14 protein-coding genes are annotated in these 17,073 nt (G+C 54.9%); 3 read left to right on the top strand and 11 right to left on the bottom strand.

Translation table 11 applies throughout. From position 1 onward, the window contains the following. Positions 1-37: 37 nt before the first annotated feature. Genes AC0TNG_RS02335 through yiaK form a run of 3 tightly spaced genes read right to left on the bottom strand, consistent with a single transcriptional unit; the run spans position 38 to position 2,467 of the window. Positions 38-964 carry a DUF4862 family protein gene (locus AC0TNG_RS02335; RefSeq protein ID WP_473712722.1) on the bottom strand — a complete coding sequence of 309 codons (927 nt, stop codon included), beginning with the start codon at positions 962-964 and terminating at the stop codon, positions 38-40. Between the two features lie 26 nt (positions 965-990). After that, entirely contained in the window at positions 991-1,458 is a 468-nt protein-coding gene (locus AC0TNG_RS02330; RefSeq protein ID WP_473701897.1) for a YhcH/YjgK/YiaL family protein, read from the bottom strand. A gap of 10 nt (positions 1,459-1,468) precedes the next feature. Beyond that, complete coding sequence (gene yiaK, locus AC0TNG_RS02325; RefSeq protein ID WP_463727237.1) at positions 1,469-2,467, bottom strand: 3-dehydro-L-gulonate 2-dehydrogenase; 999 nt, start codon at positions 2,465-2,467, stop codon at positions 1,469-1,471. Between the two features lie 224 nt (positions 2,468-2,691). Here yiaK and yiaJ point away from each other — a divergent pair, with 224 nt between their 5' ends. Together yiaJ and AC0TNG_RS02315 are read left to right on the top strand one after the other, a co-directional pair. Further along, on the top strand, positions 2,692-3,510 hold the full coding sequence (gene yiaJ, locus AC0TNG_RS02320) for an IclR family transcriptional regulator YiaJ (protein ID WP_021242452.1): 819 nt from the start codon (positions 2,692-2,694) through the stop codon (positions 3,508-3,510). Between the two features lie 3 nt (positions 3,511-3,513). Beyond that, the gene (locus tag AC0TNG_RS02315) at positions 3,514-3,969 is read left to right on the top strand and encodes a 4Fe-4S dicluster domain-containing protein (RefSeq protein WP_061716192.1); all 456 of its coding nucleotides are present in this window, start codon (positions 3,514-3,516) and stop codon (positions 3,967-3,969) included. Here AC0TNG_RS02315 and AC0TNG_RS02310 read toward each other — a convergent pair. The 4 genes from AC0TNG_RS02310 to AC0TNG_RS02295 form a co-directional block, all read right to left on the bottom strand. Further along, complete coding sequence (locus tag AC0TNG_RS02310; protein ID WP_473712721.1) at positions 3,953-5,671, bottom strand: ShlB/FhaC/HecB family hemolysin secretion/activation protein; 1,719 nt, start codon at positions 5,669-5,671, stop codon at positions 3,953-3,955. The genes AC0TNG_RS02315 and AC0TNG_RS02310 overlap by 17 nt on opposite strands. A 108-nt stretch (positions 5,672-5,779) precedes the next feature. After that, positions 5,780-6,898, bottom strand: a complete 1,119-nt coding sequence (locus AC0TNG_RS02305) for a collagen-like triple helix repeat-containing protein (RefSeq protein ID WP_417928003.1) — start codon at positions 6,896-6,898, stop codon at positions 5,780-5,782. A 305-nt stretch (positions 6,899-7,203) separates the two neighbouring features. Next, on the bottom strand, positions 7,204-8,460 hold the full coding sequence (avtA, locus tag AC0TNG_RS02300; protein ID WP_048992863.1) for a valine--pyruvate transaminase: 1,257 nt from the start codon (positions 8,458-8,460) through the stop codon (positions 7,204-7,206). Between the two features lie 242 nt (positions 8,461-8,702). Then, on the bottom strand, positions 8,703-10,733 hold the full coding sequence (locus tag AC0TNG_RS02295; RefSeq protein ID WP_417928004.1) for an alpha-amylase: 2,031 nt from the start codon (positions 10,731-10,733) through the stop codon (positions 8,703-8,705). A 314-nt stretch (positions 10,734-11,047) separates the two neighbouring features. On the opposite strand from AC0TNG_RS02295, the gene AC0TNG_RS02290 reads away from it, so the two are divergent. Next, positions 11,048-11,872, top strand: coding sequence for a protein bax (locus tag AC0TNG_RS02290; RefSeq protein ID WP_032645431.1), 825 nt, complete (start codon positions 11,048-11,050; stop codon positions 11,870-11,872). A 38-nt stretch (positions 11,873-11,910) separates the two neighbouring features. Here AC0TNG_RS02290 and xylR read toward each other — a convergent pair whose 3' ends face one another. The 4 genes from xylR to xylF form a co-directional block, all read right to left on the bottom strand. Then, positions 11,911-13,089, bottom strand: a complete 1,179-nt coding sequence (gene xylR, locus AC0TNG_RS02285; RefSeq protein WP_021242460.1) for a D-xylose utilization transcriptional activator XylR — start codon at positions 13,087-13,089, stop codon at positions 11,911-11,913. A gap of 33 nt (positions 13,090-13,122) precedes the next feature. After that, positions 13,123-14,304, bottom strand: coding sequence for a xylose ABC transporter permease XylH (xylH, locus tag AC0TNG_RS02280; RefSeq protein ID WP_045907874.1), 1,182 nt, complete (start codon positions 14,302-14,304; stop codon positions 13,123-13,125). Next, positions 14,282-15,823: a xylose ABC transporter ATP-binding protein gene (locus AC0TNG_RS02275; RefSeq protein ID WP_473712720.1), complete on the bottom strand. Its 1,542-nt coding sequence runs from the start codon at positions 15,821-15,823 to the stop codon at positions 14,282-14,284. Before AC0TNG_RS02275 ends, xylH begins: the two co-directional genes overlap by 23 nt. A 72-nt stretch (positions 15,824-15,895) precedes the next feature. Beyond that, positions 15,896-16,888, bottom strand: coding sequence for a D-xylose ABC transporter substrate-binding protein (gene xylF / locus AC0TNG_RS02270; protein WP_032650791.1), 993 nt, complete (start codon positions 16,886-16,888; stop codon positions 15,896-15,898). Positions 16,889-17,073: the final 185 nt, after the last annotated feature.

Below are 17,073 nucleotides of genomic sequence, written 5' to 3'. Positions count from 1 at the left end.
CTCTCAGTAAGGTAACCGGAATAAACTTTTCTTATTGTTATTGCGTTGCTTTATTCATTGCGCTGATACCGTCGCGTAAAATGGCGATGCGATGGCTGACATCAGCATTAGCATTTATTTCCAGTAATTTAATACCGGAGAATTTCAACGTTGCGGCGCTCGCCGCAGTAAAGAGTGATTTTGCGTGTTCAGTTGTCATCAAACTGTCGGCACAGAATGAGGAAAACGGCGCGTGCAGATCCTGCCATTCTCCGTACTCCCCGTGGGTGGTCGTGCCCGAAAACATCAATGCACCCAGTTTCCCGGCATTGAGCGCGGCCTGCACATGGTCAAGCGGAAGGGTGGTATTACGGCCTTCGATGGCCGAACGCGCCCAATTGATGCAGACGCTGATATCCGTCTCTTTCACCACCTCCAGCACCTGCTCTAAGGGCAGGAAACCCTTGCGCGGTGCCGGGCCGTTCATGGCATCGCAGTGTTCCAGCACCAGATCGCAGCCCCAGTCCCAGCCTGTAATTTCACGGATGGAGCGGGAAAACGCCTCGGTGGCTTGTTCGACGGAAACATTGCCCGCCTGCGGGGCTGCCTGCATTTCCAGGGCTATCACTTTGCCCGGATAACGGGCGTTCACGGCGTTAACTTTCTGGTGCAGATGCCGGTAAAAGTCCACGCATGCTTTACGCTGCGTTTCATCGGCTGACGCCAGGCCAAATGCGCTGTTGATACCGCGGCGGCGCATGGTTTCCATCACTGCCGTGACCACAATTTGCCATTCACCTGGCGTATGGCGGAACAGCCATTCGTCGCCAAGAGGATGAAGATTTTCAAGGCACGGCTGTTCCAGCCCGCAAATATTCGGCGTGTCGGAAAGTTCCCGCCAGAAGGTTTGTTCTTCTTGTTCTCCTTTCTGGTGAAACGAGGGTGCGCAGGGGTACGCACCAATAATAAAACTGGTGTTGGACATTTTGCGTTCCTGTATTTATCAGTAAATTAATCTAATTCGCTGACGGCCACTTTCACCACAATTTTACGAATTGCGGCTTCCTTGTTCTTAATACAGGCAGGACGATGCACATCCTGCGGGAAAAATAGGGCATAGCTGCCGGGTGTCATTTCGATAAAGGATTCATTTTCGCTGTCGTGATAAAAAATAATATCCCGCTGTTCCAGTAATGATTCGCTTATTTCGTTATTACCGGTATCAATGGCAATACCGATTTTTTCTTCACCCCATGCTAAAAACTGAATATCCAGATAGCGGCGGTGCACTTCCGGGCGGTTCTCGTGCTGTTCCCGGGTGGTGAGATCCAGCACCTGGGCAAAGATGTTGCGTCCCTCAATTTCAACCACACCCGGCTTTAGCATGCTGAAATCCGTGGTACGCAGAAAATCTAACGCTTTTTCAATCGCCCGCGGCAGGCGGCACGGATTTGGCTGAGAAATATGTCCGAATATCATGGCCCACTCCTTACAGAGACTGGATTTTCGCCCACACGCTGTCGTCGATGGTGATGCCGTCGCGGCGGTTCTCTTCCAGCAGGCGCGTGAATTCATGCCCCGGAAGGCGGACGGCAACGTTTTCATCTGACCGCTGCGCGGTGGTGATGAAGTCCATAATGCGCTGCAGTTTGGCATCGCGAGTTGGGCCGTCGATCAGGCGATCCACCTCAATGGCGATAAAGATCTGCGACACGCCATACTCGTCGCTGTTGTCCTGGGTCACTTCCGCGACGGAAGATCCGTTGGAGAGCAGAGTGGCGATCATGTCGAGCACGATGGATAAGCCGGACCCTTTCCAGTAGCCCATCGGCAGAATACGGCGGTTTTTCTCGATCACGCCCGGCTCTCGGGTGAGGTTACCTTCGTCGTCAAAGCCGCCGTCGACCGGCAGCTCGCGCCCGGCCAGGCGATTCACCTCCAGCATGCCGTAGGAGAACATTGACATCGACATGTCGACCATGGTGATCGGGTTAGAGGGAATAGCCACGATCAGCGGATTGGTGCCGATGCAGCACTCTTTTGATCCCCACGCGGGCATCACGGCAATCGAGTTGGTCCAGCAAATGCCGATATAGCCCTTCTCCGCCGCCTGCCAGCCGTAGCTACCGCCGCGCATCCAGTGGTTCGCGTTACGCAGTGCCACCAGACCAATACCGTGATCGGACGCCAGCTCGGTGGCGCGATCCATCATCTTTTTCGCCGTCAGGTTGCCAATGGAGCGCTGGGCATCCCACTGTTCGATGGCGCCTAATGTCATCACCCGTTTGGGCTGAGCGTCGGGAATGATATCGCCTGCATCAAGCTGCTGAATAAAGCGTGGGAAGCGGTTCACACCATGCGAATAGACGCCGGACTCCGTGGTGCGAGCGAACATGTCGGCGCAGGCGTCTGCGGTTTCCGCTTTCACGCCGCGATCGAGCAGAACCCGATTAAACGCCGCTTTCAACTCTTCGAAGGTCACTTTCATCCCTGTTCTCCTGTTCTTTTAAGGGCAAGTGCGAGTGCTTTTTTATCGCTAAATTTCACTATGCGAAATCTGATTTCAAATATAGCGATCAAATTTTGTCAGATCAACGACATTCATGTTTTTCAAAATCGATTAAAATCAACTGGTTGTGTTTTTTCTGTTGAGATCGTGAACTGACCCACACTTTGCGCTACCATCAGGACGCGCTAAACAGGAGCCATGTAATGAGCATGAAAGAGAGCGAAATGACGCAAGAGAAAGAGAGGCCAGCAGGCAGCCAGAGCTTGTTTCGCGGCCTGATGCTGATTGAGATCCTCAGCAACTATCCGAACGGGTGTCCACTTGCGCATTTATCGGAACTGGCGGGGCTGAATAAGAGCACCGTGCACCGCTTGCTGCAGGGGCTACAGTCGTGCGGGTACGTGACCCCGGCGCCCGCGGCGGGCAGCTATCGTCTGACTACCAAATTTATCGCCGTCGGGCAAAAGGCGCTGTCGTCGCTGAATATCATTCACGTGGCCGCTCCGCACCTTGAGGCGCTGAACATTGCGACCGGCGAGACGGTGAACTTCTCCAGCCGGGAAGACGACCACGCGATCCTGATTTACAAGCTCGAACCGACAACCGGTATGCTGCGCACGCGCGCCTATATCGGCCAGCATATGCCGCTCTACTGCTCCGCAATGGGCAAGATCTACATGGCGTTTGGTCATCAGGATTACGTGGCGAGCTACTGGGAGAGCCATCAGGAACAGATCCAACCTTTGACGCGCAACACCATCACTGAGCTGAGCGCGATGTATGATGAGCTGGCGGAAATTCGCGATCGCAGCATGGCGATGGACAAAGAAGAGAACGAGCTGGGCGTTTCCTGTATTGCCGTGCCGGTGTTTGATATCCACGGCCGCGTCCCGTATGCAATCTCTATCTCGCTGTCGACGTCGCGCATGAAGCAGGTGGGTGAGAAGAACTTGCTCAAGCCGCTGCGCGAAACGGCAGAGGCTATCTCAAAAGAGCTGGGTTTTAACGTGCGCGAGGCGTAACTGATGAACCGATTTATCATGGCGGATGCGGGAAAATGCATCGGATGCCGCACCTGCGAAGTGGCCTGCGCGGTTGCGCATCAGGACGACTTCACCGCACAGACTTTCACCTCCCGCCTTCGGGTGGTGAAGGGGGACGCTTACACTACAGCGGTGGGTTGCCATCAGTGCGAGGACGCGCCCTGTGCCAATGTCTGCCCAACCCATGCCATCAGCCGTACGGCGGGCACCTGGCTCGTTGAGCAGACGCGCTGCATTGGGTGCAAAAGCTGTGTGGTGGCCTGTCCGTTTGGGGCGATGCAGGTTCGTCTGGAGGGAAATAGAGCGCAGGCGCTGAAATGTGATTTATGTGCGCATCGCGAAGGCGGACCGGCCTGCGTGGAGGCCTGTCCAACCCACGCGCTGCGCTGCGTTGATCCTGCCAGTATTCGGGCTGAAAAGCTTACTGCATTTTATTGAAATTCCACGTGAACGTCAGACTGTAGCGCCAGTCTCTGCTGCGACTGTCTGTCGGAACATCCCCGACGGGTCTTGCCGCCTCCACCGTGACGCTATAGTGGCGCGTATCGCCTATCATCACCCCGGTCGCCACTGACCCGAGCCGTTGATGAGGCAAACCGGAGGTGTTAAACCAGGTTTGCGCGGTATCGGCCAGGATGTAGGGCTGGATTGTGGCAAGCCAGGTGCTCTCTTTTCGCATCTGGATATAGCGCAGTTCTACCTGCCCGCCATAGCCGTAATCACCGCTTGCTTCACTGTCCTGGTATCCACGGCCAAAGCGCTGGGCACCGAAGCTAACGCGTTCGGGCTCCGGCAACGTGTTATTTGACCAGTCTCCCTCCCAGGACGTTGATAGCCGCCATTTGTCGGCAAACAGCCAGGCAGCGTCCAGATAGCTTTTCGTGAGCGTAAAATTCATATCGGGTTTAGGGGCTGAGACGATATCCGCACCCATCGCATCAATACCCTGATGGACGTTGAGCCTGCCGCTGATGCTGGCGGTTGTGAATTGATGTGCACCATTAATGCCCACTTCCAGCGCGGGATAACGCGCGTGTTGGTTGACGGAGTTCAGACTATAGGTTTTGCCCTGCAGTCTGGCCTGCAGGGCATAATCATCCTGGCGGTCGGTGTAATCAAAACCGCCGGTCAGATTAATTTGTGATTTTTGCGTCAGCAGCAGGGGATAGCCAAACGTCACGCCCCCGTTGTATTGCGTTGTTTTTTGCTTCGAATCGACTTTGATATTGTTCGGCAAAGAGAGCAGGGGAGAAAAATCTCGCGGATCTTCACGGTAATAGCTGCCTTTTAGCTGCATGGTCAGCCCTTCATCGTTTAAAAACTGCTGCCAGTTGAGACCGACATAGTTTTTTCGCGTGTTGCTATCTAACGGTACAAGCGTGGCCACACCAAGCTGATCGCCATAGCTTGTCATGTTGCTGAGCGTGCCGTTCAGCATCATTAAATCTTGCCCTTTACGGGTATCGATGGTGGAAGCGATATTCCAGCTCCGCTCCTGATTACCGGTTATCTGCATCGCCGCCGCGCCATAGATATTGGTTGGCAGCTGCGCGTTGGCCGTGACCGGAACGTTAGGGGTACGGGTCATCAGCTGGCTATAGCGATCGAACGTATCCTGTGACAGCGGTTTTTCCGCCATGATTTTTTCTGACAATCGTTTAAGACGCTCGGCGATATGAGGGTTATTACTGGTGATGTCGCTGTGAGCGACATACCCTTCAACCAGAACAATTTTAATATTGCCCTGCTGGAAATTATCATCCGGCAGCCAGGCATAGGAGAGCGGAAAACCGTCGGCCTTATAGCGCGCCGTAATATCATTTACCAGCCCGGTGAGCGTTTTTAGCGGCACGGTTTTTCCGGCGTACGGCCTGAAGGGCTGAAGCAATTCCTGCAAGGGATAACGCGTGCCGCCAATAAATTGAATGTGATGAATGGTAATGGGCGTTTCAGGCGTCAGCGTTGACTGCGGTTTTTCTATTTTGACTTTCGGCTGGGGGACAGCCTCAGTTTGTTCTGGGGCAACGTTACGAGAGACTTGCGCCGGGTTATCAGGGTTAATAATAGAGGGCAGTGTATCGGCGCGGGCCATGCTCAGCACAACCAGCCCCGTCAGCGAAAAAAGGAAGTGGTGTTTCATCGCGCTATCCCTGTTCATCATTCCCGGTTAGGGGGAGTGTCGCCGTATAAAGCGCCCCTGAACCAGGGGCGCAGAATGACAATAAGCAGATTACTGTTTGACCGGTGGTTAATGTGTTGTTGCTGTGGCCGTAACGCCCGACGTCAGGGTACTGAGGGTCGTATTGACCGTTGCACCCAAACTGTTGTTCGTGGCCGCCACATTTGCATTGGCTGTGAGAGCGCCTGAACCTCCTCCGGTCGTCGAGGTGGCGGGTTTAACCAGCGTGCCGCTATCCGTCACCGTCTGGCCGACGTTCTGGACGACCTGACCCACGCCGTTAAGCCCGCTATTACTGTTGCTGACGTTGGTCCCCACGCCGCTGACGGTGCCACCCACCTGTGTCAGCAGACCGTTGACCGGTGTGCCGAGACCCGTTGTGGTGCCTACGCTTTGCGTCACGCCCTGTACTCCGCCCAGCGTCTTGTTAGCCAGGGTCGTGGTATCGGTTGTTACCTGAGTGACCGCAGGGCTGCTTACCGTGTTGGTGAGACCCGTGCCGGTGTTACTGACCAGTTGCCCGGTGCTGTTGACCACGCTGCCCGTCAGGCCGGTTACGCCGCTGACCGGTGTTCCGGAAGTGGAGCTCGCCAGGCCCGTGCCTACCGTTGAAACGGTATTGCCAAGGGAGGTGACCGACGTGGTCACGCCTTTAACCGTGGTACCCACACCGTTCGGGTTATTTGGATCGCCAACGCCAGTCGTGACGCCTGTCCCCACGGTGGACACAGCACTGCCAACACCGCTGACGGTGGTTGAAACGGTTGACGTGACGGGATTATTTGTCGGCAGCTGGCTTCCAAGACCATCCACCGTAGAGCCGACGCTGGTTACTGTTTTACCGGCATCACCCAGTATGGTATTTGCGCCTGCGGTAGTGGTTCCGCCACCGCCCGTGTTGCCTGTTCCGGTTCCTCCGCTGCCATTGCCTCCTGAGCCCGATCCTGATCCAGAACCCGTTCCGCCACCCGCGCCTGTCCCGGTACCCGAGCCGTTGCTGCCCGAACCGCCATTGCTCGCGGTCGAGCCACTTCCATCACCTGAGCCGCTGCTGCTTCCAGTCGCAGGGTTATTTTTGGCCGTTGAGTGATGAGAGCCGCCACCGCTTCCACTACAGGCAGAAAGAGAGAACGCGAGCAGTACCGCAACAGCAATAGCGCTGATGCGACTAACATTATTAGGTAGCATATGAATACTCCACGCAAAAGAACGCCGAGCGGCGTATTAGTGAGTATATGCAGTATTTTTAAATATGCATGAAAGTGACTTAATAAGGTATTTTGCGGTGTTGCAGGTGGTTATTTCAAAATAACAATAAGTTAAGATCTTTAATTGATGCTTAATTATTGACGGGAAAGTTAGTGAGTGTAAATTAAAGGAATATTCCTAAGGAAACTCAAGAGAGATGATAAATTAAACGCTACAGGATATATCCTTAATATAAGATTCAGATCACGGAAAAATAAGGCTCTTCATTTGAAGAGCCTTATTATTTAACAATTGCCTTCGCGCCAGGCTTTTTCGATCTCTTCGGCGAGAATTTTAACACCCGCTTCGATTTTTTCTGGATCGGGGACGTAGTTCATGCGCATGCACTGATGCGTATGCGGCCACGGCTTATCCAGACCCGGGAAGAAATAATCGCCCGGCACCATCAATACGCCGCGCTTTTTCAGGCGCTGGTAAAGCAGTTCGGTGGTGATGGGTAAATCCTTAAACCACAGCCAGAGGAAAATCGCCCCTTCCGGTTTGTGGATTAGGCAGCGTTCTTCCGGCAAGTAGCGGCGAATTGTCGCAATCGTCTCCTGAACGCGCTGGTAATAGAAAGGCTTGATCACGTCATTCGACAGACGCAGCAGGTCCTTGCGTTTGATCATTTCGCACATCATTGCCGGGCCAATGCCGCCCGGTGAAAGGCTGATAATGCCGTTCATATTGGTGATGGCGGTGATGATTTTCTCATTGGCAATGATGATGCCGCAGCGGCTGCCCGGCAGACCCAGCTTAGAAAGGCTCATGCACAGGACGATGTTCGGGTTCCACAGCGGGCGTGCTTCGCTGAAGATAATGCCCGGGAACGGTACGCCGTAGGCGTTATCGATCACCAGCGGGATGCCGTGCTGATTTGCCAGTACATCCAGCTTCATCAGTTCGTCGTCGGTGATCACGTTGCCCGTTGGGTTGGTCGGGCGCGATACGCAGATCATGCCCGTCTCTTCGCCAATATGCAGGTGTTCAAAATCGACGTGATATTTGAACTGGCCTTCCGGCAGCAGCTCAATATTCGGGCGCGCGGAGACGAACAGATCCTCTTCCAGACCGGAATCAGCGTAGCCAATATACTCCGGTGCCAGCGGGAACAGCACTTTTTTGGTGGTGCCGTCGGCGCGACGCCCTGCGAACAGGTTAAACAAGTAGAAAAACGCGCTCTGGCTGCCGTTTGTCAGTGCAATATTCTGTGGTTCGATATCCCAACCCAGCTCGTCACGCAGCATTTCGGCGAGGAGTGCCAGCAGCTCGGTTTTACCCTGCGGGCCGTCGTAATTGCAAAGCGCATCGGTTGCTTTACCGCTTTCCAGCATTTGAGCGAGCAGCGTCTGGAAATAGGTCGTCATCTCCGGGATTTGAGCCGGGTTTCCGCCGCCGAGCATGATTGCGCCCGGTGTGCGCAGCCCGTCGTTGAGGTCCTCCATCAGGCGAGTAATGCCTGAATGGCGGGTAAATTTGTCGCCGAAAAGTGAAAACGTCATAGCAGGTGATCTGTCGAGCTTATTTTGAAAGTGGGTAACCATAACGCTAGCACCGTGCTGGTGCAAATCGGGTGATGTGGTCGGATTTGTTGTTTTATAGGGCGGGAGTGGATTTGGGTAGTGAATAGTTCTGGTGGGATTTCCCCTCACCCCGGCCCTCTCCCCAAAGGGGCGAGGGGGAAAAGACGGCGCCGTACGGTTCCCTCTCCCCTGCGGGGAGAGGGTTAGGGTGAGGGGGATAATTATTGATTACCCGCCCATACCACCATCACCTTATCGCCCTTGTGCTCGCGCACGAAGCCATACCCCTCTTTCAGCGACAGCGTGGTTTGTTTGCCTTCACCGATCGCCGGATGGCGGGCACGGAACTGACCCAGCGTTTGCCAGTGGGCGACGGTTAGGGCCTGCTTGCCCGTGACGTCCTGCCAGTTCATATCTGACCGGGTACCCTGCAGCGGGTCGGAGCCTGTCGGCCCGAACGGACGTTCGGATTCATCCCCGTAATAGATTTGTACGCTGCCCGGCGCCAGCAGAAGCAATTCCGCTGCGCGCTGGCCTCCTTCGCGGAACAGACGCGTATCGTGGGATGAGAGATAGCTCAGCACGTTGAAGCTTTGCAGCTTCTCCGCCATCTGCTGCCAGGTGAGATCCATATCGGCCAGGCAATCCACCGCTTTTGCCGCCTGCTCCTGATAATCAAAGTTGATCATCGCATCAAAACCGTGGCGGTAATAATCGCTTTGCATCACCCCGTGGCCCCAGGATTCCCCGGTCATCCAGAACGGTGCGTTGTCGAGCTTTTTGTCCGGGTTCGCCCCTTTCCAGGCGGCCAGCGCCTGGCTTGCCTGGTCTTTCAGCTGTTGCCAGGCCGCAAGCTCAACGTGTTTAGCCGTATCCACCCGGAAACCGTCGATGCCGTAGTCACGGACCCACTGGCTGAGCCAGTGGGTAAGGTAGTCGCGCGGGGTATATCCCTTGATGGCCTTCGCGTGGGTATCGGGCTTGTGTTGGTAAAAGTTTGGCAATCCGGAAGGCGTCGTGGATTCCGTTTTCAGATCCGGCAGAAATGCCAGCGACATGGTTAAATCATCGAAGCCGGGGTTATCGTAATCACCGATGTCGGTGCGGATCCACTTTTTACCCCACCATTTTTCCCATGCGGCTTTGTCACTAAAGTTGATGTAGTCGTTAAAGCTGTGCCAGGTCTGGCCTGCGCCCGGCTTCCAGTCCGTCCAGCGTTCTCCCAGCGTCTTTTTCAGCTCATCACCCTGCAGGTACAGGGCACCAAACTGATATTCCTGCATGTCTGCCAGCGTGGCATAACCAACGTGGTTCATGACGATATCGAAAAGAACGCGGATCCCGCGCTTGTGCGCTTCGTCGACAAGCTGGCGTAAATCATCTTCAGTTCCCATATTGGCGTCGAGCGTTGTCCAGTCCTGGGTGTAGTAGCCATGATAGGCATAATGCGGGAAATCACCTTTGGTTCCGCCGCCTACCCAGCCGTGGATCTGCTCAAGCGGGGAGCTTATCCAGAGCGCATTCACCCCCAGCTGCTGCAGGTAATCGAGCTTGCTGGTCAGCCCCTTCAGATCGCCACCGTGGAACGTGCCAATCTCCTGCATGCCGTCTTTATGGCGGCCATAGCTGTTGTCGTTGCTCGGATCGCCATTCACATAGCGGTCGGTCAGTACAAAATAGACGGTGGCGTTTTGCCAGCTAAACGGTGCCGGCTTGTCGGTTTCGGCGCGCTCAAGCAGCAGCAGGCCGTTACTGTTGGCGGCTGGCTGCAGGGTTATTTTTCCATTCTGCACCGTCGCCGTCTGTTTACTGTAGTAGTCGCGCACGACGGAGCCTTCCGGGAAGGTATGGCTGACGTCCAGCGTCAGCGGCTTACCGTCCCACTTCGGACACTGGCGGATGACGTTTGCAACCGGCTGTTCTGCGGCACTCTGAATCGTCAGCAGCAGGGTGGGCGTGCCGGAACGGGTATCAATCCGCATCAGGTATTCACCGTCGCGGAAAAGTCGCCACTGCGGCGGTGTGCCGTCACAGGGCTTGAGCGACAGCATCTCATTGAGTTTTATCGCGCCTGTGGGCTGCCAGCACGTCTTGTCAAAACTCAGCGTAAGAGGACGCGTACCCTTCGCAAGCTTTGCCTGGCTGGTGAAGACTCCGGTGCCTTCGGCGCTAAATGCGCTAAACCCCGGCGATGACCAGTCGGCATGTGCCAGTGCGGGTAACATCAGAAAGGCTAATGCGGTGCGTTTCATTCCTTTTTCCTGTCGCGGCATTTTTGACCAGTGTGCCAGCAGGCAGAGGGGAAAAGCTCATCCCCTGTCGCTTTCTGCCGGGAGGATGCGTGAGGATGAGTGATCTTGCGCAAAATTAGGCAGTTATCTGCGAGAACGCACACATATTTTCGGAAATGATGTTTTTATGAGCAAGTTTCAGGTGACATAGTTTCGGAATTGGACTATTTCTATACGTGCTCTTGAAGTCTATTTTTGATATGATTTGAGATTCCGCTCTCAAATTTGTGAAAAAAATAAGGTGTTGGGATGATTACATCCGACCAGGAGACCTAATGATATCGACTCCCATTCGACGATATGGGGCTGCGATACTCATGTTACTCACCACGGCATTTTCGGGTGAGGTGCTTGCGAAGACGCACACGGATACAACGAGTAAGAAAGCCCACGTAATAAAGACGACAAGTAGTAAGGTTAGCAGTAAACAAGAGTATTCTCGCAATAGTGCAAAGAGTAGTTCACTTCCTGATTTGCGAAAATACCCTTCCGGAACACCAAGGAAAAAAGCGTTTCTCCGGACGGTAATGCCTTACATCACGAGTCAAAATGCCGCGATTACTGCGGATCGTAACTGGCTGATCTCCAAACAGTACGATAGCCGCTGGTCGCCGTCAGAGCGCGCGCGTCTGAAAGATATCACGCAGCGCTATAAGCTGAGCTGGAACGGTAACACGCGTCGTGTGCCGTGGAATGCTCTCCTTGAGCGTGTGGATATCATCCCGGGCAGCATGGTTGCGACCATGGCTGCTGCCGAAAGCGGCTGGGGGACTTCTAAGCTTGCGCGTAGCAACAACAACCTTTTCGGCATGAAGTGCGTGAAAGGTCGTTGTAACAATGCCCCTGGCAAGGTGAAAGGCTATTCGCAGTTTGAATCTGTGAAGGATTCCGTCAGCGCCTACGTGGTGAATCTGAATACGCACCCGGCCTACTCATCGTTCCGTAAATCACGCGCTCAGCTGCGTAAAGCGGACCAGGAAGTGACGGCCAGTACGATGATCCACAAGCTGAAAGGTTATTCGACGAAGGGACAGAGCTATAACAACTATCTGTTCGCCATGTACCAGGATAACCAGCGCTTAATCGCCGCCCATATGTAATCTCAAAAAACGCCTTCCACTGGAAGGCGTTTTCTTTTCTAAATCAGCACCTCGCTGTGGCGATCCCGATACTCCTTCGGCGTGGTGTCATACTCTTTGCGGAACACCGAATAGAAATATTGCAGAGACGGGTAACCGCACATCTGCGAGATTTCGTTGATCGACAGTGACGTGGAGATGAGCAGGCTGCGTGCCTTTTCCAGCTTCTCAGCGTGAATGACGGCATGAATGGTTTCGCCCACCTCTTCTTTGAACCGCTTCTCCAGATTCGAACGCGAAATGCCCACCGAATCCAGCACCTGATCGACTTTAATCCCTTTGCAGGCGTGGTTGCGAATATAGTGCATGGCCTGAATGACGGCCGGGTCGCTTAAGGAGCGATAATCGGTTGAGCGACGTTCTACGACGCGAACAGGAGGCACCAGCAGGCGCTGAAGCGGCAGAGATTCTTTATCCAGCAGGCGATGCAGCAGCTTCGCCGCCTGATAGCCCATCTGACGCGTGCCCTGGGCAACGGAGGAGAGCGCCACGCGGGAAAGGTAGCGGGTCAGTTCTTCGTTATCAATGCCAATCACGCACAGCTTTTCGGGCACCGGAATGTGTAAATGTTCGCAGACCTGCAGCACGTGGCGCGCGCGGGCGTCCGTTACGGCAATAATACCGGTTTGCGGCGGCAGCGTTTGCAGCCAGTCCGCCAGGCGGTTTTGCGCGTGCTGCCAGTTTTCCGGGGCAGTTTCCAGCCCCTGATAGACCACGCCGCGATACTTCTCCTGCGCGACCAGCTGGCAAAACGCGTGCTCACGCTCAACGGCCCAGCGCTTGCCACTGGTGGCGGGTAAACCATAAAACGCGAAGCGATGGACGCCTTTCTCTTTTAAATGGAGAAACGCGGCCTCGACCAGGGCATGGTTATCGGTGGCGATATAGTGAACCGGCGGATAGTGTTCGGGCGAGTGGTAGGAGCCGCCGACGCCCACGATCGGCACGTCGACGTCGGTCAGCAGTTGCTCAATGACGGGGTCGTCATAGTCGGCGATAACGCCATCGCCAAGCCAGTCTTTGATGTTCTCCAGACGGGTGCGAAAATCTTCCTCAATAAAGATATCCCACTCGGATTGCGACGCCTGCAAATATTCACCCACGCCTTCTACCACCTGACGGTCGTAGGCTTTGTTGGCATTGAATAACAACGTAATGCGGTGACGCTTTTCAAACATGGCTCACTTCCCAATTAAGTCACAATACCGTTATCAGGCCCGTCGCTTGGTGGCCGAGTCCATCCAGACTGCCAGTAAAAGAATGGCCCCCTTGACGATATACTGCCAAAACGTCGGGACGTCCATCATACTCATCCCGTTATCCAACGACGCCATGATAAATGCCCCCATCACCGCGCCCGCGACGCTGCCGATACCCCCTGCGAGGCTGGTGCCGCCAATAACGCAGGCGGCGATAGCATCCAGCTCGGCGATGTTACCGGCGGAGGGGGAACCCGCCCCCAGACGCGAGCTGAGGATCAACCCGGCGATGGCGACCATCAGGCCGTTAATGGCGAAGACCGCGAGTTTGGTGCGTTCAACATTAATGCCCGAGAGGCGAGCAGCCTCAAGGTTGCCGCCGATGGCATAAATACGGCGGCCAAACGCGGTGCGCGTGGCCATAAACATGCCGCCCAGCAGTAAAAGCGTCAGCAGCAGCACGGGGGTCGGAACACCGCGATAGTCGTTTAAAAGCCAGATGGCGCCCAGCACAATGACGGCCGTGAGCGCCTGACGTCCCACCACCGACGTGGATGCTGGCGACGCCAGCCCCAGCGCCTGACGACGCATGCGTCCACGCCACTGCCATGCAACAAACGCCAGCAATCCCGCCACGCCGATGGTAAAGCCCACGCCATCCGGGAGGTAGCTCTGACCAATCTGCGACATGGCCGCGCTGGTCGGGGAGACGGTGGTACCGTTGGTGATGCCGATTAAGATCCCACGGAAGGCCAGCATCCCCGCCAGGGTGACAATGAACGACGGCACTTTACGGTAGGCTACCCACCAGCCGTTCCAGGCCCCCAGTACCAGCCCCAATACCAGCGTGACCGCCACGGTCAGCGGCAGCGGCCAGCCGAGCCAGACGTCAAAAATCGCCGCCACACCGCCGAGGAGCCCCATCATTGAACCGACCGACAGATCGATTTCCGCGGAGATAATCACGAACACCATGCCGACGGCCAGAATGCCGGTGATAGCGGTCTGGCGGAGCAGGTTAGAGACGTTACGCGCGCTGAGGTACGAACCATCGGTCATCCAGGTAAAGAAGAGCATGATGACGATAATCGCCGCGATCATCACGAAAACCTGCAGGTTCAGCGCTTTTAGCCCTGCAAACGCACCGGGCGTCGGAACGGCGACTTTGATATCAGACGGATTGCTTTTCGACATGACGTTCGCTCCTTAAAGCGGCTTCCATCACCTGCTCCTGCGTCAGGTTCTGGTTAATCAGGTTGGCTTTCAGTTTTCCCTCGTGCATGACCAGCACGCGGTCGCTCAGGCCGAGCACTTCGGGTAACTCAGACGAAATGACAATGACGGCAATCCCTTGCTGTACAAGCTGATTAATCAGTTTGTAGATTTCATATTTGGCACCGATATCAATCCCGCGCGTGGGCTCATCAAGGATTAATATGCGTGGATTGAGAAGCAGGCAGCGCGCCAGAATTGCCTTCTGCTGGTTGCCGCCGCTCAGACGGCCAATGGCCAGTTCTGGTGAGGAGGTTTTGACCTTCAGCCGGGCAAGTGACTGGAGAATGCACTGCTGCTCGGCGGCATCGTCCAGGCTACTCAACGCGCCGGAGAACCGATCGAGCGCCGCAAGCGTAATATTTTTCCCCACCGCCATGACCGGCACGATACCGTCTTTTTTGCGGTCTTCAGGCACCATGGCAATGCCGCGGGCAATCGCCTGCTGGCAGTTGTCGATTTTCACCGGCTGGCCGTCGATATAAATCGTGCCCTCCCAGCGTCCCGGCCACACGCCAAACAGACACTGTACGGCCTCCGTGCGCCCGGCGCCGACTAACCCGGCAATACCGAGAATTTCGCCGCTGTGCAGAGAAAACGAGACGTTATTCACACGCTTGATGTGGCGGTTAACGGGATGCCACGCGGTCAGATTTTCCACGCGCAGCACTTCATCACCTTTGGTGTGAGGCTCATTCGGGTAGAGCGCCGTCAGCTCGCGTCCTACCATCATGGTGATGATGTCATCCTCACTCATGCCCGCGGCTTCACGCGTGCCGATGTGCTGCCCGTCGCGGATCACGCAGATGGTGTCCGAAATGGCTTTAACCTCGTTCAGCTTGTGCGAAATATAGATGCAGGCGATGCCGTGATTTTGCAGGTCGCGGATGATATTGAGCAGAACCGCAGTTTCCTGCTCGGTGAGCGAGGCCGTTGGCTCATCAAGGATCAGCAGTCTGACCTGTTTATTGAGCGCTTTCGCGATTTCGACCAGCTGCTGTTGCCCGAGGCCCAGATCCCCCACGCGGGTATCCGGTGAAATGTTGAGGCTCACCTGCGCCAGCAGCTTTTCGCAGCGGAGCGTCATGGTGTCGTAATCCAGCACGCCGTGGCGGGAAATTTCGGCCCCGAGGAAAATGTTCTCCAGCACGGTGAGATGCTTCACCAGCGCCAGCTCCTGGTGGATGATGGCGATGCCTTTGCGTTCGGTATCGCGGATGTGTGTCGCCTGGATAACTTCACCGGCAAAGACGATTTCGCCTTCGTAGCTGCCGTGTGGGTAGATCCCGCACAACACTTTCATCAGCGTCGACTTGCCCGAACCGTTCTCACCGCACAGCGAAACCACTTCGCCGGGGTTCAACCGGAGGCTGACGTTGTCGACGGCTTTCACCGTGCCGAAGCGTTTGGTGATGCTTTTCATTTCAAGTAAATAAGGCATAACCGCTCCACATAACCCGAGGGAAGAACAGTACAACGTGATGCGCCCCCGCAGAGCAGGGGCCGCGCCGGATTACAGTTCGCTCTTCTTGTGGAAACCGTCTTTAACCACGGTGGCGTCAATGTTCTCTTTGTTGACTTCAATCGGTGTGAGCAGGCGAGCCGGAACGTCTTTCAGCCCGTTATTCAGCGTTGCGTCTGCTTTAGGCTGTTTGCCATTGCCCAGCTCTACGGCGATTTCCGCCGCCGTATTGGCCAACTGGGTAATCGGTTTGTAGACCGTCATGGTTTGGGTGCCTGCGATAATGCGTTTTACGCCAGCCAGATCGGCATCCTGTCCTGAAATGGCGACTTTACCGGCCAGCCCCTGTGCACTCAGGGCCTGGATAGCACCGCCTGCGGTGGCATCGTTGGAGGCCACAACCGCATCAATTTTGTTGTTGTTGGCCGTCAGCGCGTTTTCCATAATCTTCAGCGCGTTTTCTGGCAGCCAGCCGTCGGCCCACTGATCGCCGACCACTTTAATTTTCCCGTTGTCGATATACGGCTTAAGGACTTTCATTTGTCCTTCACGGAACAGTTTGGCGTTGTTATCCACCGGAGAGCCGCCCATCAGGAAATAATTGCCCTGAGGCACTTTGTCGATCAGGCTTTGCGCCTGTAATTCCCCGACTTTTTCATTGTCGAACGAAATATAATAATCAATGTCCGCATTATTAATCATGCGGTCATAGGCCAGCACTTTTATGCCTTCCTGTTTGGCTTCTTTCACCACGTTACTTAATACCTGGCCGTTATAGGGGATAATGACCAGCACATCGACGCCACGGTTGATCATATTCTCGATCTGCGACATTTGTGTTTCTTCGTTGCCGTTAGCCGACTGAACAAACACGCTGGCACCGAGGGATTCTGCTTTTTTAACAAAAATATCGCGATCTTTTTGCCAGCGCTCCAGGCGCAGGTCGTCAATCGCCATGCCAATTTTGACCTCTTTGGCATGTCCTGCAAAGCTTGCAAGGAGGAGCGTAGTGCAGAGCGTTAGAGTCAGGTTCTTTATCTTCATAATTATTAGGCCTTTTTGTAGGGGGATGCGTTGCTGAGATAAAAGAAACATTCACTGCTGAGACGCAGCAAATTTTTAACGCGGAAAGGCGGGCTGGCAATTACAGATTTTTATCTTCCCATTATGATATTTGGTTTATTTCTGAATTTATGACCGCGATCGGATTTTAAAATACGTAACGTCTT

This window comes from Enterobacter sp. PL_is514, assembly GCF_055816715.1.
This window is presented reverse-complemented; position numbering and strand designations above follow the sequence as displayed.

Bases quoted from the DNA above. Each gene is read 5' to 3' on its own strand.
- xylR (WP_021242460.1), bottom strand. From the start codon at position 13,089: ATGTTTGAAAAGCGTCACCGCATTACGTTGTTATTCAATGCCAACAAA.
- AC0TNG_RS02315 (WP_061716192.1), top strand. From the start codon at position 3,514: ATGAACCGATTTATCATGGCGGATGCGGGAAAATGCATCGGATGCCGC.
- AC0TNG_RS02295 (WP_417928004.1), bottom strand. From the start codon at position 10,733: ATGAAACGCACCGCATTAGCCTTTCTGATGTTACCCGCACTGGCACAT.
- yiaK (WP_463727237.1), bottom strand. From the start codon at position 2,467: ATGAAAGTGACCTTCGAAGAGTTGAAAGCGGCGTTTAATCGGGTTCTG.
- yiaJ (WP_021242452.1), top strand. From the start codon at position 2,692: ATGAGCATGAAAGAGAGCGAAATGACGCAAGAGAAAGAGAGGCCAGCA.
- AC0TNG_RS02330 (WP_473701897.1), bottom strand. From the start codon at position 1,458: ATGATATTCGGACATATTTCTCAGCCAAATCCGTGCCGCCTGCCGCGG.
- AC0TNG_RS02335 (WP_473712722.1), bottom strand. From the start codon at position 964: ATGTCCAACACCAGTTTTATTATTGGTGCGTACCCCTGCGCACCCTCG.
- AC0TNG_RS02310 (WP_473712721.1), bottom strand. From the start codon at position 5,671: ATGAAACACCACTTCCTTTTTTCGCTGACGGGGCTGGTTGTGCTGAGC.
- xylH (WP_045907874.1), bottom strand. From the start codon at position 14,304: ATGTCGAAAAGCAATCCGTCTGATATCAAAGTCGCCGTTCCGACGCCC.
- AC0TNG_RS02290 (WP_032645431.1), top strand. From the start codon at position 11,048: ATGATATCGACTCCCATTCGACGATATGGGGCTGCGATACTCATGTTA.
- avtA (WP_048992863.1), bottom strand. From the start codon at position 8,460: ATGACGTTTTCACTTTTCGGCGACAAATTTACCCGCCATTCAGGCATT.
- xylF (WP_032650791.1), bottom strand. From the start codon at position 16,888: ATGAAGATAAAGAACCTGACTCTAACGCTCTGCACTACGCTCCTCCTT.
- AC0TNG_RS02305 (WP_417928003.1), bottom strand. From the start codon at position 6,898: ATGCTACCTAATAATGTTAGTCGCATCAGCGCTATTGCTGTTGCGGTA.
- AC0TNG_RS02275 (WP_473712720.1), bottom strand. From the start codon at position 15,823: ATGCCTTATTTACTTGAAATGAAAAGCATCACCAAACGCTTCGGCACG.